Source organism: Nitrososphaerota archaeon, assembly GCA_029785825.1.
GTDB lineage: Archaea > Thermoproteota > Nitrososphaeria > Nitrososphaerales > Gagatemarchaeaceae > UBA183.
Map to the genome: position 1 here is coordinate 551815 of JAFLYY010000001.1, position 24335 is coordinate 576149.

At 62.3% G+C, this 24335-nt stretch carries 21 protein-coding genes; 14 read left to right on the forward strand and 7 right to left on the reverse strand.

The features are described from left to right. Positions 1–39: 39 nt before the first annotated feature. Positions 40–444, reverse strand: a complete 405-nt coding sequence (locus JRN21_03055; protein MDG6988284.1) for a hypothetical protein — start codon at positions 442–444, stop codon at positions 40–42. 115 nt (positions 445–559) lie between these two features. On the opposite strand from JRN21_03055, the gene acnA reads away from it, so the two are divergent. The 9 genes from acnA to JRN21_03100 all read left to right on the forward strand — a co-directional run bounded on the left by acnA (position 560) and on the right by JRN21_03100 (position 13828). After that, positions 560–3238 (forward strand): aconitate hydratase AcnA, encoded by a 2679-nt coding sequence (gene acnA / locus JRN21_03060; protein ID MDG6988285.1) that lies wholly within the window; start codon positions 560–562, stop codon positions 3236–3238. Between the two features lie 115 nt (positions 3239–3353). Continuing rightward, positions 3354–4331, forward strand: coding sequence for a branched-chain-amino-acid transaminase (gene ilvE, locus JRN21_03065; protein MDG6988286.1), 978 nt, complete (start codon positions 3354–3356; stop codon positions 4329–4331). Positions 4332–4576: 245 nt separating this feature from the next. Then, positions 4577–4828: a DNA-directed RNA polymerase subunit H gene (locus JRN21_03070; GenBank protein MDG6988287.1), complete on the forward strand. Its 252-nt coding sequence runs from the start codon at positions 4577–4579 to the stop codon at positions 4826–4828. Between the two features lie 3 nt (positions 4829–4831). Then, the gene (locus tag JRN21_03075; GenBank protein MDG6988288.1) at positions 4832–8188 is read left to right on the forward strand and encodes a DNA-directed RNA polymerase subunit B; all 3357 of its coding nucleotides are present in this window, start codon (positions 4832–4834) and stop codon (positions 8186–8188) included. A 4-nt stretch (positions 8189–8192) separates the two neighbouring features. Continuing rightward, a complete protein-coding gene (locus tag JRN21_03080) occupies positions 8193–11981 on the forward strand; it encodes a DNA-directed RNA polymerase subunit A' (GenBank protein MDG6988289.1) in 3789 nt (1262 codons plus the stop codon). 5 nt (positions 11982–11986) lie between these two features. Further along, complete coding sequence (locus tag JRN21_03085) at positions 11987–12289, forward strand: ribosomal L7Ae/L30e/S12e/Gadd45 family protein (protein MDG6988290.1); 303 nt, start codon at positions 11987–11989, stop codon at positions 12287–12289. A gap of 8 nt (positions 12290–12297) precedes the next feature. After that, positions 12298–12741: a NusA-like transcription termination signal-binding factor gene (locus JRN21_03090; protein ID MDG6988291.1), complete on the forward strand. Its 444-nt coding sequence runs from the start codon at positions 12298–12300 to the stop codon at positions 12739–12741. Positions 12742–12778: 37 nt separating this feature from the next. Beyond that, on the forward strand, positions 12779–13213 hold the full coding sequence (locus tag JRN21_03095) for a 30S ribosomal protein S12 (GenBank protein MDG6988292.1): 435 nt from the start codon (positions 12779–12781) through the stop codon (positions 13211–13213). A gap of 3 nt (positions 13214–13216) precedes the next feature. After that, on the forward strand, positions 13217–13828 hold the full coding sequence (locus JRN21_03100; GenBank protein MDG6988293.1) for a 30S ribosomal protein S7: 612 nt from the start codon (positions 13217–13219) through the stop codon (positions 13826–13828). On the opposite strand, the gene JRN21_03105 is transcribed toward JRN21_03100, so the two are convergent. Genes JRN21_03105 through JRN21_03120 form a run of 4 tightly spaced genes read right to left on the reverse strand, consistent with a single transcriptional unit; the run spans position 13812 to position 17464 of the window. Beyond that, positions 13812–14531: an alpha/beta hydrolase gene (locus JRN21_03105; GenBank protein MDG6988294.1), complete on the reverse strand. Its 720-nt coding sequence runs from the start codon at positions 14529–14531 to the stop codon at positions 13812–13814. The genes JRN21_03100 and JRN21_03105 overlap by 17 nt on opposite strands. A gap of 46 nt (positions 14532–14577) precedes the next feature. Continuing rightward, positions 14578–14820, reverse strand: coding sequence for a hypothetical protein (locus tag JRN21_03110; protein ID MDG6988295.1), 243 nt, complete (start codon positions 14818–14820; stop codon positions 14578–14580). Further along, positions 14817–16364 (reverse strand): glutamine-hydrolyzing GMP synthase, encoded by a 1548-nt coding sequence (guaA, locus tag JRN21_03115; GenBank protein ID MDG6988296.1) that lies wholly within the window; start codon positions 16362–16364, stop codon positions 14817–14819. Before guaA ends, JRN21_03110 begins: the two co-directional genes overlap by 4 nt. Then, entirely contained in the window at positions 16361–17464 is a 1104-nt protein-coding gene (locus JRN21_03120) for an IMP dehydrogenase (GenBank protein ID MDG6988297.1), read from the reverse strand. Before JRN21_03120 ends, guaA begins: the two co-directional genes overlap by 4 nt. Before the next feature lie 185 nt (positions 17465–17649). Here JRN21_03120 and JRN21_03125 point away from each other — a divergent pair, with 185 nt between their 5' ends. From JRN21_03125 to JRN21_03140, 4 genes are all read left to right on the forward strand, one after another. Continuing rightward, positions 17650–18348, forward strand: a complete 699-nt coding sequence (locus JRN21_03125) for an alpha/beta hydrolase (GenBank protein MDG6988298.1) — start codon at positions 17650–17652, stop codon at positions 18346–18348. 33 nt (positions 18349–18381) lie between these two features. Beyond that, complete coding sequence (locus JRN21_03130) at positions 18382–19380, forward strand: hypothetical protein (GenBank protein ID MDG6988299.1); 999 nt, start codon at positions 18382–18384, stop codon at positions 19378–19380. A 54-nt stretch (positions 19381–19434) separates the two neighbouring features. Continuing rightward, a complete protein-coding gene (locus JRN21_03135) occupies positions 19435–19605 on the forward strand; it encodes a hypothetical protein (GenBank protein ID MDG6988300.1) in 171 nt (56 codons plus the stop codon). Between the two features lie 79 nt (positions 19606–19684). Next, positions 19685–19891, forward strand: coding sequence for a hypothetical protein (locus JRN21_03140; GenBank protein MDG6988301.1), 207 nt, complete (start codon positions 19685–19687; stop codon positions 19889–19891). 205 nt (positions 19892–20096) lie between these two features. Here JRN21_03140 and JRN21_03145 read toward each other — a convergent pair whose 3' ends face one another. Beyond that, a complete protein-coding gene (locus tag JRN21_03145; GenBank protein MDG6988302.1) occupies positions 20097–21296 on the reverse strand; it encodes a M20 family metallo-hydrolase in 1200 nt (399 codons plus the stop codon). A gap of 214 nt (positions 21297–21510) precedes the next feature. Here JRN21_03145 and tuf point away from each other — a divergent pair, with 214 nt between their 5' ends. Beyond that, the gene (gene tuf, locus JRN21_03150; GenBank protein ID MDG6988303.1) at positions 21511–22836 is read left to right on the forward strand and encodes a translation elongation factor EF-1 subunit alpha; all 1326 of its coding nucleotides are present in this window, start codon (positions 21511–21513) and stop codon (positions 22834–22836) included. Positions 22837–22842: 6 nt separating this feature from the next. On the opposite strand, the gene JRN21_03155 is transcribed toward tuf, so the two are convergent. Continuing rightward, on the reverse strand, positions 22843–24249 hold the full coding sequence (locus JRN21_03155; protein ID MDG6988304.1) for a hypothetical protein: 1407 nt from the start codon (positions 24247–24249) through the stop codon (positions 22843–22845). Between the last annotated feature and the right edge of the window lie 86 nt (positions 24250–24335).

The window sequence follows — 24335 nt, forward strand, 5'->3', positions numbered from 1 at the left end:
AGTCATTGGCCCGCAGAGCCCCTTGAAACCTAAGGGGTCCTAGCCGGCCGTCGTCGCAGGCGAAGGAGCGGCCATCCTTCCTGCTGCCATCGCCATCCCGGATCCCATGATCGCCATGGCGAAGACCGCGAAGGCGTTGAGGAGGTGGACCCACGCTATGCCGCTGCTGAGGGCCCCCGACGTCCTCAGCACGGCGAACCCTATCAGCGCCTGGAGGAGGATGTCTACGCCGATGCCGATGGTCAACCCAAAGAGCCTCTTCGGACGTGGCGACATCCTCGCCACGTAGACGAGCGAGACTATCGCGAGGACCCCGAGGACGACCCCCCACACGATGTGGGCGGAAGAATCAAGGAACCCGAAGGAGACCAGCCCCCCGAGAGCGACTTGGACTGCCAGAGCCGCCCCTGTTATCCTGAAAAGAAGCGAGATGTTCACTTTCATCTCTGGCGGCCCGAGTCTGAGATTTGAACCCTTCGGCGCGCTTCTGTGCGGTTCCACTCGTGGCATCATCCGACCTACATTCAAATACGGGGAGGAGGCGTGATCGAACATCTTCATGCCTCTCGAAAGCCTCGAAGGCGTCAAAGAGAAGTTCGATTCGGCTGGGGGGAGGGCGACCGCATACAACGTGCTGAAGCTGAAAGACCTCGGATACGACGTCGACCGGATTCCCTATTCGATACGGGTGCTCCTGGAGAACGCAGTCCGCCACTCCGGGAAGGTCCACGGAGCCTTGGATGCGGCTCACCAGCTCGCGCAATGGCCGAAGTCGGTCGGCTCTGAGACCCCTTTCATGCCTGGAAGGGTCCTCCTTCAGGACTACACCGGGGTCCCTCTCATAGTAGACCTCGCGGCGATGCGTGACGCAGCGAAGGCGGCAGGGGTGGACCCCGGCGCCGTCAACTCGAAGATCCCGGTCGACCTCGTCATAGACCACTCCATCCAGGTGGACGCCTGGGGGAACGACCTGGCCCTGTCCATCAACCTCGAGAGGGATTACGACCGGAACTCGGAGCGCTACGCCCTGCTGAAGTGGGCCCAGTCGTCCTTCAAGGGGATGCGCGTCTTCCCGCCGGGGAAGGGGATCTGCCATCAGCTCAACCTCGAGTACCTGTCACAGGTCGTCACGGAGAGGGACGGAGAAGTGTTCCCTGACACGGTGGTCGGGACCGACTCACACACTACGATGGTCAACGGGCTGGGGGTTCTGGGGTGGGGGGTAGGAGGGATAGAAGCCGAGGCGGTGATGTTGGGGGAGCCTTACCACATGCCGGTCCCGAAGGTCTACGGGGTGAAGTTCACCGGGACTCTGAGGGAGGGGGTGACCCCCACTGACCTCGTGCTCACCGTCACAGAACGGCTCCGAGAGAAGAACGTAGTGGGGGCTTTCGTGGAGTACTTCGGGGAGGGGTACGGTCAGCTCTCTGTCCCGGACCGCGCCACCATGGGGAACATGTCCCCTGAGTACGGCGCGACCGCAGGGTTCTTTCCGGTGGACGAGGCCACGATCCGGTATCTTTCGGGGACGGCCAGACCCAGGGCCCACGTCGACCTTGTCGCCAGGTACGCGAGGCAGTATGGGTTCTACGTGGGCGCCGTCGATCCGACCTACTCCGAAGTCATCCACGTCGACCTGGACAAGATTGAGCCGTCGATATCCGGCCCCAGGAACCCGGAAGAGAGGCGCTCGCTCGTCTCAGTACCCTCGTTCACCAGGGCGCTCCTCGACCAGCGGCGTCCGTCGGAGTCCGGAGGGGTGGTGGGAGCGGGCCGGAGCCAGCTGGTGCTCAAGGCGAACGAAGCGCCAGGCGCGCTCCCCGATGGCGCTGTGGTGATAGCCGCGATCACGAGCTGCACCAACACGTCGAACCCGACGGTCATGGTGGGCGCCGGCCTGATCGCCAAGAGGGCTGTGGAGGCGGGCCTCGCCCTGAAGCCCTGGGTCAAGCCCAGCCTGTCCCCTGGTTCCACGGTCGTCACCGACTACCTCCAGAGCTCGGACCTTCTGCGCCACCTCAACGCCCTCGGTTTCTACCTCACAGGCCTGGGGTGCCAGACCTGCATCGGGAACAGCGGCCCGCTCGCCCCCGAGGTCGAGAAGGAGATCAGGGAGAGGGACGTCTATGCGGTCGCCGCCCTCTCGGGCAACAGGAACTTCGACGGAAGGATCCATCCGCTGGCGAAGGGGTCCTTCCTGATGTCCCCCATGCTGGTCGTCGCGTACGGCCTCGCGGGGAGGATCGACTTCGATTTCGCGTCAACGCCGCTTGGAAGAGGAAGTGACGGGAAGCCGGTGTTCCTAAAAGACCTCTGGCCCTCTCTCGGAGAGGTAAAGAAGACCGTCGAGGCTTCGTTGCGCTCTGGGCTCTACGAGAAGCGCTACGCGGACGCAATGAAGGGAGACGAGCGCTGGCAGAGCCTCGCCTCCTACGCTGACGACGTCTACCACTGGGAGCCGTCGTCGACCTACATCAGGGACCCTCCCTGGTTCAGGCCCCCCCTGACGGACCCGTCGAAGGAGGACATCTGCCGCGCCAGGGTGCTCGCAGTCTTCGAGGACAAGATAACCACCGACCACATTTCACCTGCGGGGACGATCGCCGTCGACAGCCCTGCCGGCGAGTATCTCGAAGGGCACGGCGTCGACTTCGTCCACTTCTCCACCTATGGGAGCAGGCGGGGGAACCACGAGATACTGGTCAGGGGCGGGTTCAGCAACATCAGGCTCAGGAACCTGCTTGCGGGGGGGAAAGAGGGCGGGTACACCAAGCACTTCCCCGACGGCGCGGTGATGACCATCTACGACGCGGCTATGAAGTATGTCAAGGAGGAAGTGCCACTGGTAATCCTCGCCGGGAAGCAGTACGGGGCGGGGAGTTCGAGGGACTGGGCGGCGAAGGCCCCCCGGCTGCTCGGGGTGAAGGCTGTCATAGCGGAAAGCTTCGAGAGGATACACAGGAGCAACCTCGTGGCGATGGGAGTGGTCCCCCTCCAGTTCAAGGAAGGGGAAGGGGTGAAGCAGCTCGGCCTCACGGGGGAGGAGTCCATCGACGTCGCAGGAATAGAGAAGATGGAGTCACCGAAGGAGTGGGTAGAAGTCGTCGCCAGGGGAAAGGAGGGAGAGAAGAAGTTCAGGGCGCTCGTCCGCGTAGACAACGCTACGGAGATGCAGTATCTCCGGTCAGGCGGAGTGCTGCCGTACGTCTTTGGGCGGCTCACGGACGCAGCGCACTAGTCCTTTCTCCCGTGTCGGGGCCGAAAGAACCACTGAAGCGCCGGAAGGGTGGCGCATGCACGCTTCTGTGCATCGGCGCAACCGTTTTAATGGCTCCGCCGTCGGTCCGGTTTCGATGCACAAGGAGTCCCTGGTCTACCTCGACGGCAGTTTCGTCGAGAAGTCGAAGGCGACGGTCTCAGTATTCGACCACGGCCTCCTCTACGGCGACGGAATCTTCGAGGGGATACGCGCCTACAACGGCAGCGTCTTCAGGCTGGTCGACCACATCGATAGGCTGTACGACTCGGCGAAGGTCATCCGCCTGACGATACCGCTCACGAAGCGCGAGATGACCGAAGCGGTACTCGAGACGATGAGGAAGAACCAGCTCAGGGACGCCTACATCAGGCTGGTGATCACCCGGGGTGTAGGGGACCTGGGGGTCAACCCGGCGCTCTGTAAGGACCCCACCATATTCATAATCGCCGAGCCGATGGAGAGCGTGCTCGGGCCCAGGGAACCCAGGGTCGTCAGCGTGATGGTCTCCTCCTACAGGAGGGACGCTGTAGACGCGACCTCCCACGAGATAAAGTCCCTGAACTACATGAACAGCATACTCGCCAAGGTGGAGGCGAACAGCGCCGGAGCGGACGACGCCATCCTCCTCGACCACCGGGGGTTCGTCTCCGAGGCGAGCGTCACGAACATCTTCCTGGTCAAGGACGGCGACGTAACGACCCCTTCGGCAGCGGCCGGGATACTCCACGGCATCACCAGGGCCCGCATCATCTCGCTCTGCTCAGACCTCGGCATCGAGGTCGCCCAGAGGGACGTCACCCCGTACGAGCTCACCTCGGCGGACGAGGTGTTCCTGGTCGGAACCAAATCGGAGATAAGGGCGGTCGGCTCCATAAGCGGGGTAAAGGTCGGGAGCGGAGGAGCAGGAGAGCTGACCAAGAAACTGTACGAGGAGTTCTGCAAGACGGTCCAGAGGCCAGAGGAGGGGACCCCGGTCTACGAGGCAGAATCCGTCAGCGTCCAACGCCGGTCATCCGGACCCGCCAGCCTATCTCGCCGACGCGGCGCCCGGGACAGCTCCCGCAGGAGCTGACATAGCAGGGTCTGGGCCCTGACCGATAAAAGGAGCAGGAATCAGTCTGCTACAGACGAAAACGGCGAGAAAAATGGGCCCTGACGAGGACACCCTCGCCTTAGCTTAGCAATATTCAAATACGCGCCGAAAATCGGGGCCCGAGGGCCCTGTTACGTGTATTGTTCGCGCCAACTAGTCTGTATTATCAAAGGAGATAGAAGCGCTTGACACCCCCTGCCAAGAAAACCGTGCGGAGGAAGAAGGTGGAAGACGAGGTCCCAGCGTTCAAAGTGAGCACCCACTTCCTCATCCCGAAGCACGAGTTGCTGACCAAGGACGAGGCTTCCCAGGTGGTGGCCAGGTTCAACGGGTCTCCTTCCCAGTTCCCGTACATCCAGGCGACTGACGCCATCGCCAAGGAGATAGGGGCGAAACCAGGCGATTTCATCAGGATAACAAGGACCAGCGAGACCGCGGGGTCCGCGGTCTATTACAGGTACGTGGTGGAGGGCTAGAGTTTGAGCAAACCGTTCGCGTCCTCCAACTCCTGGGTGATACTCAGCGACCTCCTCCAGAGGGAAGGAGTGGCCCGCCAGCACCTCAACAGCTACAACGAGTTCGTGACCAGGGGGCTCCAGAACATAGCGGACGAGATAAGCGAGGTCGAGGTCGAGACTGTCAGCACCCCGTACAAGATCAAGTTCGGCAGGGTGACCCTCGGGTCCCCCCGGGTCGTAGAGATCGACGGCTCGGTCAGCAGCATACTACCCATGGAGTCAAGGCTCAGGAACCTGACCTACTCTGCTCCCATACTTCTCGAAATGACCATCGAAGAGGAGGGGCTGCCGCGGGACACCACCCGGCAGCACATAGGCGACCTCCCCGTGATGGTGAAGTCAGAGCTCTGCCAGCTCTCGAACCGCTCCAGAGAGCAGCTGATCGAGTCTGGGGAAGACCCCAACGACCCGGGAGGGTATTTCATCATCCACGGCGCCGAGAGGGTGATCGTTGGGCTGGAGGACCTATCCCCCAACAAGATCCTGGTGGACGCCGAGAAGCTCGCAGGGGCCACCACCTACAAGTCGAGGGTATATTCGTCGGTGGTAGGTTACAGGTCCAAGCTCGAGCTGACACTAAAGCAGGACGGGGGGATCAACGTGAAGATACCGAGCTGTCCGGTGGACCTCCCTTACGTCATAGTCATGCGCGCCCTGGGGATAAAGTCGGACAGGGACATCGCCAACGCCGTCTCGCCGAAACAGGAGATCCAGGACCTCCTGGAGGTCTCCTTCGACAAGGCGAGCGAGGCCCCCACCGAGAAGGACGCGCTGGTCTACATCGGGAACAGGGTCGCCCACGGGATGCTCGAAGAGTTCAGGGTGAAGAGGGCGCTCTCCACGCTCGACTGGGGGCTCCTCCCACACCTCGGGAAGACGGAGGACAGGCGCTTCGACAAGTCGATGTTCATGGGAGAAGCCGCGTGCAAGCTCCTCGAGCTCAGGCTCGGGTGGATCGAAGCCGACGACAAGGACCACTACGGAAACAAGGTGATAAAGTTCGCAGGCCAGATGCTGGCAGACCTGTTCCGGACCGCGTTCAGGAACCTGGTCCGGGACATGAAGTACCAGCTGGAGAGAACGGGGCAGAAGAGGGGAGGGAACGTCGTAGGCGCGGCCATCAGGACGGGCATCATCACTGACAAGCTGAACAACGCCATCGCCACAGGGAACTGGGGGAGAGGGAAGGTGGGCGTGACCCAGCTCCTCGACCGAACCAACTACCTCAGCACCCTGAGCCACCTGAGGCGGGTGCAGTCGCCCCTGAGCAGGAGCCAGCCCAACTTCGAGGCCAGAGACCTCCACGCGACTCACTTCGGGAGAATCTGCCCGTCAGAGACACCGGAAGGGGTCAACTGCGGCCTCGTCAAGAATCTCGCCCTCTCGGCGATCATCTCCGTCAGCGTCCCGTCGCAGGAGGTGGAGGGGAAGCTCTGGGAGCTGGGAGCGAAGCAGATCCGCGACTCCGACGAGAAGCTTCAGGTAGAAGGGTGCAGGATATTCATGGACGGGCGCTTCCTCGGCTATGTGGACGACGGCGAGCGCCTCGCCAAGGCCTTCAGGAAGCTGAGGAGAGAGGGGCAAATCAACCCGAGCGCGAGCGTCCTCTACATCTCCCCGGTAAACGACAACGCGTACCCGAGGATATACATCAGCCTCAGCTCAGGCCGGGTCCTCAGGCCACTGGTGGTGGTCGAGAGCGGCAGGCCGCTCCTCAACCCCGAGATGATCAGCAAGGTCAGCGGAGGCCAGCTCTCCTGGAGGGACCTGGTCGACCAGGGGACCCTCGAGCTCATCGACGCCAACGAGGAGGAGAACTGCCTCGTGGCGATGGGACCCGAGGACGTCACCACGAAGAACAGCCACATGGAGCTCTTCCCAGCGGCCATGTTCGGGATCGCCGCTTCCATCATCCCGTACCCTGAGCACAACCAGTCTCCCAGGAACACCTACGAGTCGGCGATGGCGAAGCAGAGCCTCGGGTTCAGCTCTCCGACCTACCCCATCTCTCCCCACGTAAGGCAGCACCTCCTTGTCAGCCCTCAGGCACCGGTGGTACGGACCAGGACCCTCGACCTGTTGAAGATCGACGAGCGGCCCCTGGGGACCAACTGCGTCGTGGCGGTTCTTTCGTTCGAAGGGTACAACATAGAAGACGCCATCATAATGAACAGGTCGAGCGTCGAAAGAGGGATGGCGCGCTCTTTCTTCTACCGCCTCTACGAGGGAGAAGCGAAGCAGTACCTTGGCGGTATGCGGGACGCGTTCGAGGTCCCGTCGGCCGAGTCCAACATCCGCGGTTACAGGGGGGAGAAGTTCTATCGCCTTCTGGAAGGAGACGGGGTCGTAGCTCACGAGTCCCAGGTGGCCGGCGGCGACGTCGTGATCGGGAGGACCAGCCCTCCGAGGTTCATGGAGGAGTACAAGGAGTTCGAGATCAAGGGCCCCTACAGAAGGGACACCTCGGTGGCCGTCAGGCCCTCGGAGGCGGGGGTGGTCGACTCCATCTTCATGACGGAGAACGTGGAAGGAGGGAAGATGTTCAAGGTCAGGGTCAGGGACATGAGGGTCCCGGAGATCGGGGACAAGTTCGCCTCGAGGCACGGCCAGAAGGGGGTCATCGGCCTCGTCGTCCCCCAGGAGGACATGCCCTATACGGCCGAGGGGATCGTCCCAGACGTGATAATCAACCCGCACGCCTTCCCGTCCAGGATGACCGTCGGGCAGTTCATCGAATCGATCGCCGGGAAGGCAGCCGCGTTCAGGGGGTCTCCGGTAGATGGCTCCGCCTTCGCGGGGGAGAGCATCGAGGAGATGGAGAAGGTGCTCAGGGGGAGGGGGTTTGAGCCCACAGGGAGGGAGGTGATGTACGACGGCAAGACCGGGAAGAAGTTCGCCGCCGACGTCTTCGTCGGGGTGGTCTACTACCAGAAGCTCCACCACATGGTGGCCGACAAGATCCACGCGAGAGCGAGGGGACAGGTGCAGATGCTCACGAAGCAGCCCACCGAAGGGAGGGCGCGCGGGGGCGGGCTCAGGTTCGGGGAGATGGAGAGGGACTGCCTCATCGCCTACGGGGCGTCGATGGTGCTGAAGGACAGGCTACTCGACGAGGCTGACAAGACCGAGATCTACGTCTGCGAGAAGTGCGGCCTCATCGCCTATTACGACGCAAAGCAGAGGAAGTACACCTGCAAGATAGACGGTGACCAGGCGAAGATATCCACGGTCGTGGTGGCGTACGCCTTCAAGCTTCTGCTCCAGGAGATGATGAGCCTGAACATAGCCCCGAGGCTCCAGCTGAAGGACAAGGTATAGAGTCATGTCAATGGAACAGGCGCTCAAGACGATCGGGGGGATCAACTTCGCGGTCTTCTCCCCGGCAGAGGTCCGCAAGTATTCCGTCGCCGAGATCACCCAGCCCGAGACCTACGACGAGGACGGCATGCCGGTGCAGGGAGGGCTCATGGACAGCAGGCTGGGGACCCTCGAGCCAGGACAGAAGTGCGGGACGTGCGGCAGCACGGCGGGCAGATGCCCGGGACACTTCGGACACGTCGAGCTCGCCGAGCCTGTCCTCCACATCGCTTTCGTAGACGAGATCAACAGGCTGGTCCAGACCACCTGCAGGTCGTGCGGCCGGATCCTCCTCACCCAGCAGGAGCTGGACGCATACAGGACGAAGCTTGGGAGCCAGACCGACTTCACCCCCTCGCTGGTGGCGGGGGTGGCGAAGGAGATCGCCACGAAGGCGAAGAAGGTCAAGCTCTGCCCCCACTGCGGGAAGCAGCAGTACCAGATAGAGTTCACGAAACCGACCATATTCCACGAGATAACTGAGGAAGGGGGGGCGACACGCCTCCTCCCGGTGGCCATCCGCGAGAGGCTGGAGAGGTTGAACAACGACGACCTAGAGCTCCTTGGGTTCAACTCGAAGGCAGCGCGCCCGGAGTGGTTCGTCCTCCAGGTGCTCCCCGTCCCGCCGCTCACCGTTAGGCCTTCCATCACGCTCGAGTCGGGTATCAGGTCCGAGGACGATCTGACCCACAAGGTGGTGGACATCCTCAGGGTCAACCAGAGGGTCCGCGAATCGAAAGAGTCCGGTACTCCCCACCTGATCGTCCAGGACCTTGTGGACCTGCTCCACTACCACGTCACCACCTACTTTGACAACGAGGTCTCGGGGATCCCCCAGGCCCACCACCGCTCCGGAAGGCCCCTGAAGACTCTCAGCCAGCGGCTGAAGGGGAAGGAGGGGAGGTTCAGAGGGTCGCTGTCGGGGAAGAGGGTCGACTTCTCGAGCCGCACGGTCATCAGCCCGGACCCCAGCCTCGACATCGGCGACGTCGGCGTCCCCTTTGAAGTGGCAAAGAAGCTCACCATCCCGGAGAAGGTCTCTCCCTTCAACATCGAGCACCTGAAGGAGCTCGTCAACAAGGGTCCATTCGAGCACCCCGGTGCCAACTACGTCATCCGGCCGGACGGGGTAAAGATCAGGCTGGACTTCGCCAGCGACAGGAAGGCCCTCGCCGACTCCCTTGCGTCGGGGTACGTCGTCGAAAGGCACCTGATGGACGGGGACGTGGTCCTGTTCAACAGGCAGCCGTCGCTCCACAGGATGTCTGTCATGGCTCACTTCGTCAGGGTGCTCCCGTTCAGGACGTTCAGGCTGCACCCCTCGGTCTGCCCCCCGTACAACGCTGACTTCGACGGGGACGAGATGAACCTGCACGTCCCCCAGAGCGAGGAGTCGAGGTCAGAGGCGCTCATGCTGATGAGGGTCCAGGACCAGATTCTCTCTCCCAGGTACGGCGGCCCCATCATCGGCGGGATCAGAGACTTCATCACGGGGGCTTTCATGCTCACGAGGGACGAGGCGCAGCTCACCCCGGCCGAGTTCTCCAACCTCGCACTGGTGGGCGACTACGTAGGGGACCTCCCCGAACCTGCAGTGAAGGGAGCCCACCCGATGTACACCGGGAAGCAGCTCTTCTCCCTCTTCCTTCCGAAGGGGATGAATTACGTCCTGACTTCGAAGTGGGCGAAGGCCCAGAGGACAGGGAGCACCAACGACGTGGTCATCCGTAACGGGGAGCTCCTGTCAGGCGTGGTGGACAAGGCCGTGATAGGCGCCGAGGAGCCCGACTCGCTCCTGCACAGGATTGCCAAAGACTACGGCAACGAGGAAGCGCGCAACTTCCTCAACTCCATACTGAAGGTCCTCAAGAACTTCCTGACGCGCAGGGGTTTCACATACGGCTTCAACGAGCTGGAGCTCCCAGCCGACGCGAAGAAGGGGATCACTGACGCTCTGGACGAAGCGTACGCCAGCGTCGCCGACCTGCAGAAGAAGTACAAGACAGGCAGCCTCCAGCTCACCAGGGGGCTCTCGGCAGAGGACACCCTCGAAGCATACATAGTCAACGAGCTCGCAAAGGCGAGGGACAGGGCGGGGAGGATTGCCGACAGGTCCTTCCCGGCTGAGAACTCCGGGATGATCATGGCAAGGACGGGGGCGAGGGGGTCTAGCCTGAACGTAGGGCAGATGACCGCAGCCCTGGGCCAGCAGTCGGTCAGAGGGAAGAGGATCACCCACGGCATGAAGGGGAGGGCCCTCAGCCACTTCTCCTGGGACGACCCCGCCCCCGAGGCCAAGGGGTTCGTGAGGAGCAACTACAGGGACGGCCTGTCCCCGACCGAGTTCTTCTTCCACGCAATGGGAGGCCGCGAAGGGCTGGTCGACACGGCCGTCAGGACCCAGCAGAGCGGGTACATGCAGAGAAGGCTGGTGAACGCCCTTGAGCACCTCAAGGTAGAGTACGACCTCACAGTCAGGGACCCCCACGGCCACATCATCCAGTTCCTCTACGGGGAGGACGGGGTCGACCCGGCGAAGAGCGACCACGGCCGCCCCATCAACCTGGACAGGCTGGTGGAGACCGAGGAGCTTTCGCACAAGTCGAAGGCGACTGCCGACGATGCCGAGATCGAGAAGCTCCTGAAGAAGTACCAGGGCTCCCTCAACGACAGGCTCGTCAAGGAGCTCAGGGAGAAGCTTGGCGCCTCACACCTCACCGAGGAGGGGCTGAAGGAGACCATGGAGAAGGTGGATGAAGCCATGGACTACTCAAGGGTCGAACCTGGAGAGGCCTCGGGGATAGTCGCGGCGCAGTCCATAGGCGAGCCTGGCACGCAGATGACCCTCAGGACATTCCACTTCGCAGGGGTCAGGGAGAGGGACGTGACGCTCGGGCTGCCGCGCCTCATGGAGCTGGTGGACGCGAGGAAGATCCCTGCCACGCCTTCCATGGACATCTATCTCACCAAGGAGTACGCCGCGGTGAACGAGAAGGCGGTCAAGGTGGCGAAGGAGATACTTTTCACCAAGGTCGGGAACGTGGTGGTCTTCAGCGAGGTGGACCCGACAGAGGGGATCAAGCTCCATCTCGGCCCGGACCTCATGGCCGACAGGGACACCAACCCTGAGGAAATCGCCAAGGTGATCGAGACCGGCAAGCGGAAGGTCCAGCAGGACAAGAGGAACGCCAACGTCATCCACGTCAGCATGCCCGACTCCGACCTCTCGGCACTCTTCACACTGAGGAACAAGATACTCAACATGAAGCTGAAGGGGATCCCCGGGATCACGCGCGTCACGGTCGTGAAGGAGGGGGAGGAATGGTTCATCCAGACCGCCGGGTCCAATCTGGGGAAGGTGGTGCAGGTGCAGGGGGTCGACCCGACAAGGGTCTACACGAACAACGTCCACGAGGTGGCCCAGGTGTTGGGCATCGAGGCCGCCAGGGCCACGCTGGTCAGGGAGCTGATGAGCACCCTTGACGAGCAGGGACTTGAAGTGGACGTCCGTCACATCTTCCTGGTGGCAGACCTCATGACGTCGAAGGGCTACATCCAACAGATCGGCAGGCACGGCATCGCAGGGACGAAGAGCAGCGTCTTGGCTAGGGCCGCGTTCGAGATCACCGTTCCCACACTCGCCGAAGCCGCGGTGAAGGGGGAGGTCGAGGACCTGAAAGGGGTCACGGAGAACGTCATCGTGGGGCTCCCGATACCTGTCGGGACCGGCATGATCGATCTCTACATGAGCTGATGTCCTTGGCAGACACAGCCCAGCTCCAGAAAGTTCTGAAGGACGCCCTGAAGGGGGGGAAGTCAGCGGTCGGGGCCAAGGAGAGCATCGCGGGAGTCAAGGGGAGCAAGGGGGTCCTGATCACAAGGTCCATCCCGTCAGCCCTCGGCTCGAAGCTCAGGGACGAAGCGAACAAGTACAACGTCCCTGTGGTCGAGCTCCAGCAGTCGTCAGCAGAACTCGCCCGCCTGGTCGGGAAACCGTACAAGGTCTCGGCCATGGCACTGAGGAACGTCAGCGACTCAGACGTCAGACTGCTTATGCGGTGACTGTGCGGGTGCCAGAGATCAAACTTTCGTCTGATGAACTGTCCCTGATGTCCATGTTCCAGGGGATGACTGGGGCCACGGCGAGGGACTGCCTGGTCGACGAGAAGAGGGACAGGGTGATCTTCGTCGTCGCCCAGGGACAGATGGGGCTCGCAATCGGCAAGGAGGGAGCCTCGGTGAAGAAGATCGAGAGGGCGGTCAGGAGGCCCGTCGAGGTGGTTGAATGGGCCGACGACGTCGAGGGGCTCGTCAGGAACACCCTCGGGACGAAGTTCGTCCAGGAGGTCAGGGTCAGCGACAGACTAGACGGGACTAAGGGGGTGGTCGTGGTGGTGGATTCCAGGAAGAAGGGGGCTGTCCTGGGGCTGGGAGGGAAGAACGCCGAGAAGGTGAGGCTCTTGGCGAAGCGGTACTTCGACGTGAGCAACCTACAGATAACGTCAGAGCTTTGAAGCGGTTATATACGGTGGAAAAGGGCGGCGTCTGAGAATGGCTTCACCACGGGGGGAGTTCGCCGGCCGCCAGATGCTCCAGAAGAGGCAGAAGCTGCGCTGGTCGAACAAGTGGTACAAGAGGCGGAAGCTCGGCCTAGACTACAAGGCCGACCCCTTGGAGGGGGCGCCCCAGGCCCGAGGGATCGTCCTCGAGAAGGTGGGGGTGGAGTCGAAGCAGCCGAACTCAGCCATCAGAAAATGCATCCGCGCTCAGCTGGTCAAGAACGGCAAGCAGATCACCGCGTTCCTCCCCGGCGACGGAGCGCTGAACTTCGTGGATGAGCACGACGAAGTGCTGCTGCAGGGAATCGGTGGGTCGATGAAGCGCGCCATGGGAGACATCCCAGGCGTCCGCTGGACGGTCTTCAAGGTGAACGGGGTGTCACTGAACGAGCTTGTCTACGGCCGCAAGGAGAAACCGCGGAGATAGCGTTTGAGCAGGCAATCTCTCGAGTACCCCAACCTCCTCCTCTGGGAGAGGTGGGACCTTACCGGGGTGAAGGTGACAGACCCGGGGCTACAGACGGTCATAGCAGTGAAGCCGACTCTCATCCCGCACTCGGGAGGGAGGCACGAGCACAAGAGGCTCGGGAAGACCAAGATCAGCATAGTAGAGAGGCTCGTGAACTCTCTGATGCACTCAGGGAAGAAGTACGCCAAGAACACGGGGAGGATGGGTGGGAAGAAGCAGAAGGCTATGAACATAGTCAAGACCTCATTCGCGATAATCGAGCTGAGGACCGGGCAGAATCCCGTCCAGCAGCTGGTGAAAGCCATCGAGAACTCTTCCCCCAACGAAGACACCACGAGGCTGAGCTACGGTGGTGTGGTCTACCACCAGTCCGTGGACATCTCTCCGGTGAGGAGGGTGGACCTCGCGCTCCGCTTCATCTCAGAAGGGGTCAGGGAGGCTGCCTTCAACTCCCCCAAGACGGTGGAGGAGGTCCTAGCCGAAGAAGTGATACTGGCTGCGTCCGGGGACGCGAACAGCTACGCGGTGAAAAAGAAGAACGAGCAGGAACGCGTGGCTATGGCCTCCAGATAGGGCCGTCCTTCTCGTCTTCCTTCCTCAGCGCCTTCCCTCTCAGCGCGTTCTCCATCTCCGGGGGCTCGGAGATCATGGCCTCTGGTCTTGCCAGGAACGTCCTAGTCAGCTGCAGAATCTGTGGCGCCCTGAACTTCTGAAGCCTGTGGGACATCCGAAAGTCGTATCGTGGGTCCTTGGCGACGGGTGACAGGACCTCGAGCCGCGACGTGCCGATGGCGTCCCTCAGCAGGTACCCCGCCTTCAGCTGGGTGACCATGTCGTCTTCCGCGAATATCACGAGGGTCGGCTTCCTCAGCTTCTGGAGCCGGGGGATCTGCTCTTCGTCGTAGGAGCTGGCGACCAGGACGAGGGACTCGACGCTTTCGGGCCACTCGAGGGCTAGCTCGAGCGCGACCTGGCCCCCCCACCCTCCGCCTATGACGGCTGACCTGGCTATCCCGAGCTTGTCGAGCAGGTCCCGCAGCATCTGCGCCTGCGCCCTGTGGTCTGGGGTCTCCTCAGGCCCCGTCGACTTCCCGAACCCCAGGAGGTCGGGGGCTATCACCTTCCGCGAGTCAGCGAGCGCGAGGAGAGGCTCCCACACGCGCCAGCTTTCGTTCGGCTCGCTCCCGTGGAGGAGGACGACAGGGTCTCCGCTCCCCGCTGAAGCGTAGTTTACGGTGTATTCCCCGACTGGGACCTTCTTCTCAGCCGCTTCCAACTTTGACACGCCCGGGCCGCGTCTCTTTTCAACCCTTCCTATTTCGCTACTTTACGAACGAGGCCCTGAACGCGTCCCTGTTCGCCTCCAGGACCCGTTCCCTGGTGAGGACGCCGTTCCTCAGAGGGAATTGTCGCCAGGTCCATGAACCTCCAGCAGTCCTTCGTCGGGAGCTTGGTCCCCTGGGCGTGGCGATCTCCCACATGACCGAGGGGTCTATTGACCCTCCCAGGTGGACGTGCAGCTCCGCGAGCTCCGTCGAAGGGCCGACGCTCTCCGTCGCGGTCACTGGGGCTCGATGGTAGCCGGGGGCTTCGAAGAGATGGCGTAGGCGACGGCTACCACTCCCGCCACTTCGTTGGTGATCCTGCTCGAAATCCGCTCCAGGACCGGAGCGCTCAGCCTGCTCCAATCCGCGGTCATGGCGTCGACCGACTCGACGACCTTCACGGTCACCTGACGCCCCGTCGTCCTCTCGTCCCCCAGGACCCCAGTCACCAGGTCGTCGCCGACATAGGCGAATGCCTGCCAGACCTCGCCCTGGATCCCCTCCTCTTTGAGGACCTCTTCCACTATGGCACCTGCTTCCCTGCATATCCTGAGCTTCTCGGGGGTGATCTCCCCGATCACCCTCACGGCGAGGCCGGGCCCCGGGAAGGGGTGAGCCTCGACCATGGCCTTCGGGAGCCCAAGGATTGCTCCCAGCTCTCTCACTTCGTCCTTGTACAGCTCTTTCAGAGGCTCGACCAGCTTCATCGAGAGGCCTGCCGGAAGCCCCCCGACGTTGTGGTGCGTCTTGATCACAGAGGCAGGGCCCGATGACCTCCCGCTTTCGATCACGTCAGGGTAGAGGGTCCCCTGGGCAAGATACGAGAACGGGCCGCTGTCTCGCGCAAACTCCTCGAAAACGTCAGCAAACGCCTTCCCGACGATCTTCCTCTTCCGCTCGGGGTCGGGCTCCCCGGCGAGCGCCCCGAGGAACCTCTCCGAGGCGTCCACAAACGCGACGCGCACCCCGAGCTTCTCTCCGAGGTGCTTCCTGACGCGGTCCCCCTCCCCCTTCCTGAGGAGCCCCGTGTCTATGAAGACGCACTGGAGCCTGTCCCCTATCGCCCTCGCTAGGAGCCCCGCCGTCACGGAAGAGTCCACCCCGCCCGAGACCGCACAAAGGACCCTCCCCTCGAGCTTTGAGTGCTCCTCCACCGACTTCTCCAGGAACCCCTCCATGCTCCACGTCTTGCGGGCCCGGGAGATCCCGAGGACGAAGTTCGAGAGGACGTCCTGGCCCCTCTCGGTATGAGACACCTCTGGGTGGAACTGAACCCCGTACTGGGGGGCCCCGGACAGCCTCACCGCCGCGTAAGGGGATCCGTCTGTGGTAGCCAGCACCCGCATGGTCGGGGGTATCTTCGTGGCCGAGTCGGAGTGGCTCATCCAGCAGGCCAGGTCTTTCGAGACCAGCCCGTCGAAGAGGCCTCCCCCTTCGACGACCTTCACGCGCGACCGTCCGTACTCCCTCCGACCGGCCTTCCTGACCTCCCCTCCGTGGGCCTTCACCATGAGCTGGTATCCGTAGCAGATACCAAGGATCGGGATCCTCCCATCGAACAGTCCCGGCGCCGCCTCCGGCGCCCCGTCGGAATAGACGCTGGCCGGCCCCCCAGAAAGGACCACACCCGCCACGCCTACCTTCGACAGCTCTTCCAAGGGGGTGTCGTGCGGGAGGAGGGCGGCGTAGACCCCCAGCGCCCTGACCCTCCTGCAGATCAGGTGAGCGTACTGGCCTCCGAAGTCCAGGACCGCTATCCCGCCCTCCAGCCCCTGTGCGGTCATTTCTTCACCTCGAGCGAATGCGCTCCGAGCTCGGCCGAGCCGGCGGCGCTCACGGAGCCGAACGACGCCTTTGTCCACATCTCCCCGACGGTCCTGGCCCCGGCGTATCCGAAGGCCGCCTTCAGCCCGTTCTCCATCGTGGCGACGACCCCCTCGGCAGGACCTACGTAGGGGACGAACGCCTCCACCCCTTCGTCAAGGCCCTTGGCTGGTACCGAGTACCTGTCCATGGCGAAGCGGACCTTCCTCGCAGCTGCGCTCGCCATCCCCCTGTGTGTCTTGAACTTCCTTCCTTCACGGACCACGACGCTGCTCGGCGCTTCGTCCGTCCCGGCGAGCATCGACCCGAGCATCGCCACGGACGCCCCCGCTCCGAACGCCAATGCGGCGTCCCCCGGCCCCCTTATCCCTCCGTCAGCCATGACAGGGATGTCGAGCTTCCGCTCCTGGAGCGCGCTCGCCACTTCTGCCACTGCGAAGAGGGTAGGGGCGCCGACCCGGGTCACCTCGGCGGTTATGCAGATGGACCCCGAGCCTATCCCTGCCCGGAAGCCGTCCACCCTAGGGAGCTCGTCTACGATGTCGAAGGTCGCCTTCTTCGTGCCGACGTTCCCGGCTATGAAGTCCGCGCTGATGTCAGGGATGATCTTCTTCGCCGCCTCCATGACCTTGGAGGTGTGGAAGTGCGCGACGTCGGCGACGAGGAAGTCCACGACCTTGTCCAGCGCGAGGCATCGTTCCCTGTCCATCGGCGAAACCGACGCCCCGACCAGCGGTCTCCCGCTGGCGTCGACGCTGAGCGCCTCGGTCCTCGACGCCTTGACCTTCTTCGCCTGCTCCACCTGCCTCTCGACAGGCATGTTCCTGTGTATCGTCCCCGCCCCCCCGACCCTGGCCATCTCCAGGGCGAGCTTCCACTCGGTCACCGTGTCCATGGGAGAGGAGACGAGCGGGACGCGGAGCCTGAAGTTCCGGGAGAGCCTGGTAGACAGCTCGATGTTCGCGGGCTCGACCTCGCTCCTTCCAGGGAGGAGTATGAAATCTCTGAAAGTGAATACCCGCTGGGCTCCTTCAAGCTTGCTGATGAAGGGTGTTTGCAAGGCGAAGGCCTTGCCGAAGTCTGGACTCGCGTTGGGTATTTCAATGCTCCCCTGTGTCTCTTTTTGTTGACCCCCGTCTGGGCGGACCCGACGGAGCCCGGGCCGGGACAGTTTCATCGCCCCCTCTCGTGGAGCGCCATCCATGCTTGCGGAGATTTATCTAACCGGGAGCGCAGGACCGCGCCGTGACAAAGTTCGTGCTCGTGCCGGGCGCCTGGCTGGGGGCCTGGGCCTGGAAGGGGGTGGCGGACCAACTCGCGAAGGACGGGCACGAGGCGTACCCTGTCACACTGACGGGGATGGGAGAGAGGGTCCACCTGATGTCCAGGGAGGTGGGGATGGAGACCGCGGTAAACGACGTCCTCAACGTCATACGGTACAACGAGCTCGACGATTACGTCCTTGTGGGGCACAGCTTCGCCGGGAAGGTGGCCGCGGTGGTCGCGGACAGGGCCCACGACCAGGTGAAGAAAGTGATCTACCTCGACGCGTTCAGGCCAGAGAAGGTGAGAACCCCGCAGGCCGGTTTCGATCCGACCAGGGAGTTCCCGGCGCTCACCCCTGACAAGCTGGGGGTACCGCTCACGGTGCTCACCATAGACACCATAGGCAAGGACGTGGTGGGGGCTAAGAGGAACTGGATGATGTCGCTGGCGACACCATGGCCAGTAAAGCTGGCCACGGACCCGATCACGCTGTCGAAGGAGTACGACTCCGTCAAGGAGGCCTACGTGTTCTGCACCCTTTCTGGAGACCCGGTAGACGAGATCGTCGCGGGCAAATGGGGGAAGCTTGAGGGCCCCCACAAGCTGATCGAGGCCGGCCACTGGCCCATGATAACCAAACCGAAGGAGACGGCAGACGCCCTCGTCGCCCTCTCCTAGTCCCCGGTCAAGGATGGAGCGGCGGTCGCAGCCATGAACCCGAATGACCAGGCCACGTCCTGGCTGCTCGAAGAGGAACAGCCTTCGATCCGCTACCTGACCCTCACGGAGCTGCTCGGAAGGCCAGAGGGGGACCCGGACGTCAGGGCAGCCCGGGCCGGGGTCGTCAAGAAGGGGTGGGGGAAGGAGATACTCGACAGGCAGGACCCCTCGGGGTTCTGGGAGAGCGGCAGTAGCCTCTACCGGCCGAAGTACACGGGGACGAACTGGATGCTGCTTGTCCTCTCCGACCTCGGGCTCACGAAGGCTGACCGGAGGGTCGACGCCGCCTGCCGCAGGTGGATGGACCTCTTCGCGACTAAGGACGGTGGGTTCGTCGGCTCCAACAAGGGAGGGGCGAAGCAGGGCCACCTCTGCACGACCGGGAACACCGCGAGGGCGCTGGTCAAGTTCGGGTACGCCGACCACCCGAAGGTGAGGAGCGCGTTTGAGTGGTTCGTAAAAAACCAGGCCAGCCTCGGCGGTTGGTCCTGCTTCAACTACGGTGAACGCGCCAGAGGGAGGAACCTCGACTCGTGGGAGCCCATGAGCGCGTTCGCCGTCTACCCCCGGGAGAAGTGGACCCGTGGGATGAAGGGCGCCGTGGAGAAGGGGGCAGAGTTCTTCCTTGAGCGTCAACTGCACGTCCAGGGAGGCAGATACGATCCCTGGTACCGGTTCCATTATCCGGTGCACTACTACTATGATCTCCTCGTGGGACTCGACTTCATGACGGCCCTCGGGTACGTGTCCGACAAGAGGCTGGGGTACGCCGTGTCGCTGCTGAAAAAGAAGAGGAGGTCCGACGGAAGGTGGAACCTGGACTCAGTCAACCCTGACCCTGAAAGCCCTCAGGGGGCGTGGGACCGGGGGCATCCAAAACAGGCTACGGTCCCGTTCTCCCTGGAGGAAGCCGGGGAACCCAGCAAGATGGTCACCCTGAGGACGCTGAGGGTCCTGAAGCGCCTCGGGGAGTGGGCCCCGCACGGATGATGGACCGTCGCTCCACAACCGTTAACTAACCCGGGGGCCGTTTCAGGACCGAAGATGCCTCAGGAACCCGGGTCCATCTTCGGGGGCCTATTGTCCGTCTGTGTCCGGGACGACTTCCAAAAGGAAAGGAAGGTCCTGGCGGAAGGAGTCATCTTTCTGGCCCTCGGAGCGGTGAGCAGCGTCGTGACGACCTATCTCCTGAGCCTGGCCGGACTCCTGCTGTAAACAATTCAACTATCCTGTAAAGGGATACTGTCTCTTTCCAATTTACCGACTCTGGCCATGGTCAGGACATCGAAACAGCATGGGAAGAAAACTCGTACTGTTCGGATTCTGGCTCCTGGGTTACGCCCTGGGGTTCTTCGCCTGGCTCGTCAGAGCGCCCGTGATCTCGTTCATCGAGAACTTCGGGTTCAGCGCTGACACCGCGGGGGCCCTGATCACTGGCTTCGCCGGTTCGCTGGTGATGCTCGTCGGCGTGATCATGTGGAGCTACCTTTCGTCGAGCTAGACGCGAGGTTTAGAGCGCAGAGCGGAGCTCGACCCGACTCGCGCTCCCGTATTTCTGCTCCTGTCCCGAGGTTAGGCGCCGCCCCTTCTCGTCAGCCGGTGCTGGCTGGCTGGCACCATGGGTGGCTGAAACCGAGCAACCGTCCTCGTCGCACGCTCTAGTTGCCGGGGCCTCCTCACGCGGCTTGCCCGACCCGTCGTGTCCCTTACGAGGCTAACAGGGGGACTGACGCGAAGACCTTCGAGTCGTTGATCAGGTTGGCTATCCGCGAGTACTCATTGGGTTCGTGGGGGACGTCGTCGATGGTGCTCCAGACCGCCGTGGGGATCCCTTCTCGCCTGAACAGGTTCCCGACCGTCTGCCCCCCTATGCCGGTGAACTTCGGGCGGACTCCCGCGACCTTCGAAACCGCCCTGGCGAGGAGGACGGCGACCTCGCTCCCCGGGGCTGTGGCGGGTCCGGCGGGTTCCTTCTCTACTTCCTCGAGCTCTATCTTCGCGCCGCGCTTCCCCTCGAAGCGCTTGACGACCGCCTTCACGTCCCTGACGACCCTGTCCAGATCATACTCAGGGAGGACCCGGCAGTCGAAGTAGAACACGTCAACCCCCGGGATGGTGTTCACGTTCCCCACGTTCGCCTCCACCTTGGTGGGCTCGAATGAGGAGACGGGGTAGTCGTAGAGCGGGTTCCTCTTCTTGTACTCCCCGTTGAGGAGGCGGTCGACCTCCAGGGCCAGCTCCATCCCGACCCTGTGGGCGTTGAGCCCCTTCTTTGGGAGGCTGGCGTGGACCTGCTTCCCCTTCGTGGTGACCTTCATCCAGAGGAGGCCCTTCTCCGCTATCTCGATCTCCGACCCTCTGGGGGTCCCGGCGTCGGGGACGACCACCAGATCCGACCCGCTGAACAGCCTCCTCTCGAGGAGCGCCTTTACCCCGTAGTTGCTCGCGAACTCCTCGTCTGCTACGAACCAGACCCCCACGTTGAACGGGAGCGCCCTGCCCAGCTCCTTCAGCGCTTTCAGCGCGAACAGGGACGCCACCAGGGACTGGCCGTTGTCTTCGGCCCCCCGGGCGAATACTTTCCCGTCCTTGACCGCAGGTTCGAAGGGGTCTGTCTTCCAGAGGTCCCGGCTCCCTTCGGGGACCGTGTCCATATGGGAGATGAACCAGAGTGTTCGCTTCCCCCTTCCCTTCAACCTCGCCGAGATGTTCGGCCTGACCCCGCCGGGGGACTCTCCGTCCTTCACGTCGATCCTCGTCACGTCGAACCCTTCCTTCTTCAGGAACCCCTCCAGGAACGAGGCTCTTTCGGCCTCCCCCTCGCCGCCCATCCTCGGGTTGACCGCCCTTATCCTGAGCATCTTCACAAAGAAGTCTTGCATGGCCCGGGCGTCTCGGTCGACCATAGACGCGACCTTCTGTAACTCTGAGACCTCACCCATGACGGTCCCTCCGGAGAGCCGACACTAGATATGGCTTCCAGCCGGGTCGGCTGGAGAAGGAGAGTGGAATGCGGGAGTGAGGGAGGGGCCGGCCCTCGGCTCGCCGTCGGACGTCTCATGGGTCGCTACGCTTAAATACGCTGAGAAGCGGTCGCTTCATTGTAAGGACTGAGCTAGCTTGGCAGATAAGCCCCACCTGAACCTGATAGTGACCGGCCACGTGGACAACGGGAAGTCGACCTCCATGGGGCACTTCCTCTTCGACCTCGGCGCCGTCGATCAGAGGATGATCGACGAGTATGCGAAGGAGTCCGAGAAGACCGGCGCGGGTGACTCTTTCAAGTTCGCCTGGGTCCTGGACCAGCTGAAGGACGAGAGGGAGAGGGGTGTGACCATCGACCTCGCCTTCCAGCGCTTCGAGACCCCGAAGTACTTCTACACGCTCATCGACGCTCCCGGCCACAAGGACTTCATCAAGAACATGATCACCGGCGCCTCCGAGGCGGACGCGGCCGTACTGGTGGTGTCCGCGAAGAAGGGAGAGGGGGACGCGGCCATAGCGGCAGGCGGCCAGGCCAGGGAGCATGCCTTCCTCCTCAGGACCCTCGGCGTCAGCCAGCTGGTAGTGCTCGTAAACAAGATGGACGACCAGACGGTGAAGTACTCCGAGCAGAGGTACAACGAGGCGAAGCAGGACATAGAGAACCTGCTGAAGACGGTCGGGTACAACGTCTCAAAGATACGTTTCATCCCGGCCTCCGGTTGGACTGGCGAGAACCTCGTGAAGCCCTCCACCAACATGCCCTGGTACAAGGGGCCAACGGTCCTCCAAGCGCTCGACGAGTTCGTCGAGCCGCCAAAGCCCATCGACAAGCCGCTCAGGCTCCCGGTTCAGGACGTCTACACCATCACGGGGGTCGGGACGGTCCCTGTCGGAAGGGTAGAGACAGGCAAGATCAAGGTAGGTGACAGCGTGTCCATCATGCCCGAGGGGCTCACCGCTGAAGTAAAGTCCATCGAGACCCATCACACTCAGATGCAGTCCGCCCAGGCGGGAGACAACATAGGGTTCAACCTCAGGGGCGTCGCGAAGGGCGACTTCAGGCGCGGGTCCGTCCTCGGCCCCTCCAACAGCCCGCCTACCATCGCCAAGGAGTTCAGGGCACAGATAATCGTGGTCTTCCACCCGACGGCGATAGCCGCAGGGTACACTCCGGTGCTCCACGCGCACACAGCACAGGTGGCAGCGACCATCTCCGAGCTGGTGGCTAAGATCGATCCGAGGACGGGACAAGCCACAGAGGAGAAGCCGAAGACCCTCAAGACAGGGGACTCCGCCATCGTCAAGATCACCCCGCTGAGGCCCATAGTCCTCGAGACGTTCAAGGAGTACTCGGAGCTGGGGAGATTCGCGCTCAGGGACAGCGGGAGCACTGTCGCAGCTGGCATAGTCCAGGAAGTCACGCAGAAAGGCTCTGCCGAGAAAGTCGCGGCGAAGGCATAGACTTCCTCAGTCCTGCCCGTTTTCCTTTCCTGTTAGCGGATGCCGAGAACGAGGAAAGGGGCCAGGCTTGTTTAGCTCCATCATTTTCTGGAAGCGATAGCTCTTGACGTATTCACTGAAAACTGGCAATGTAGAAGCCTCTCTGCGATTGAGTCTAGCCTTCAATGGTTCTCCACCTTCGAAGGCTACGTGGGCAGACGTCATCCCCAAGCTTCGGAGGACTCGCGTGATGAATTCGGAGTTCGGTACGCTCGCGATTTCGACCACATATCTCTTTACACAGCCGTCAGAGTCAGCGACACCCTGAATGAATCGCTTCCTGAAGGATTCAGGCATATCGAAGATCCACTCCATGCGCAACATGTTCGTTGTGGTGGTTTCTCCCCAGTTCAGCCCGAGACCGACTGAGAACATCCATGCCAAGAGAGGCGAACGCTCCGTTGACCATCGGTAAGCTGGTATCGGATTCCTTCCCAAGAGTTGCCTTCCGGAAGGCGACTTGTCCTTGATTCTTGTCATTTCTAGACCGATGCTGTTGACACACAGGGTCACGAACTCCCCGAGCTGGGCATTGGTTTCTTGCCCAAGGGTGAGCTGGAGGTCAAGGTGCATCGACGCGTACCGCTGTTGCTCTCCGCCGAGTTTCGCAGAGTCTCCTACCATCATCCCGAGAAGGTAAGCAAACAACTCGGGCCGCAGAACCTGAATTTGTTGATGCAATATAGCAAAATTGTTTGCAAGTTCGTATGTCTCGTTGCGTGGCTGGACTTGTTGGATGACATTTAAGACGTCATTGTATGACTGTATCGTCAGTGGAACCTGAATCCAACCTGATGGTTCGTTTCCTCCTGAAATGAGATGCATCGGGAGCAGCTTCCAATCTGCTCTTGGCACGAGCGGCAATGAGTCGTTGGCGGCTCTGGTGAGGTATGGCTGATCCGTTCCTTCTCTCCATTCCGCGACAGTGGAACGATGCACGGACAACCTTTGCGCGGTTTCTTTGACGCCGACACCCTGTTGATGTAGCTCCACGAACTCGCAGAATCTTCTCAGTTGCTTCACGCCGAAGGGGCTAGCCTTGATGCCCCATACCCGGCTCTTCACGAACTTGAGCACAGCATCGGGTCCCTTATCGACGAGTTGGACGAACTGGTGCGAGTATCTTAGCGGCCGCTGCTCCACCATGTGGTGCCCGGGTATGATGACGACGCCCTCCCTGTGAATCTCTTTGCTCACGGTGCTTGGTGCGACGCCGAACCGCCGTGCGATGGGGACGATGGTCACCCCGCTCTTGAAGAGTTCCACCCACTTCCTGACATCCTCCTCGTCCCTCCGCCATCGGTGCCGTTTGCCATCCAGTGGAGGGCGGGCGAGGCCTGCTGGCGCGTCGTTCGGCCCCTCTTCTAGCGTCATCAAAAGGCCCAAGGAACTCTTCTTCGCTTATGAACTGCCTCCGAGTCCGACCGGGAACGTCTGCGGGGTCACGTGAAAGTGAGTTC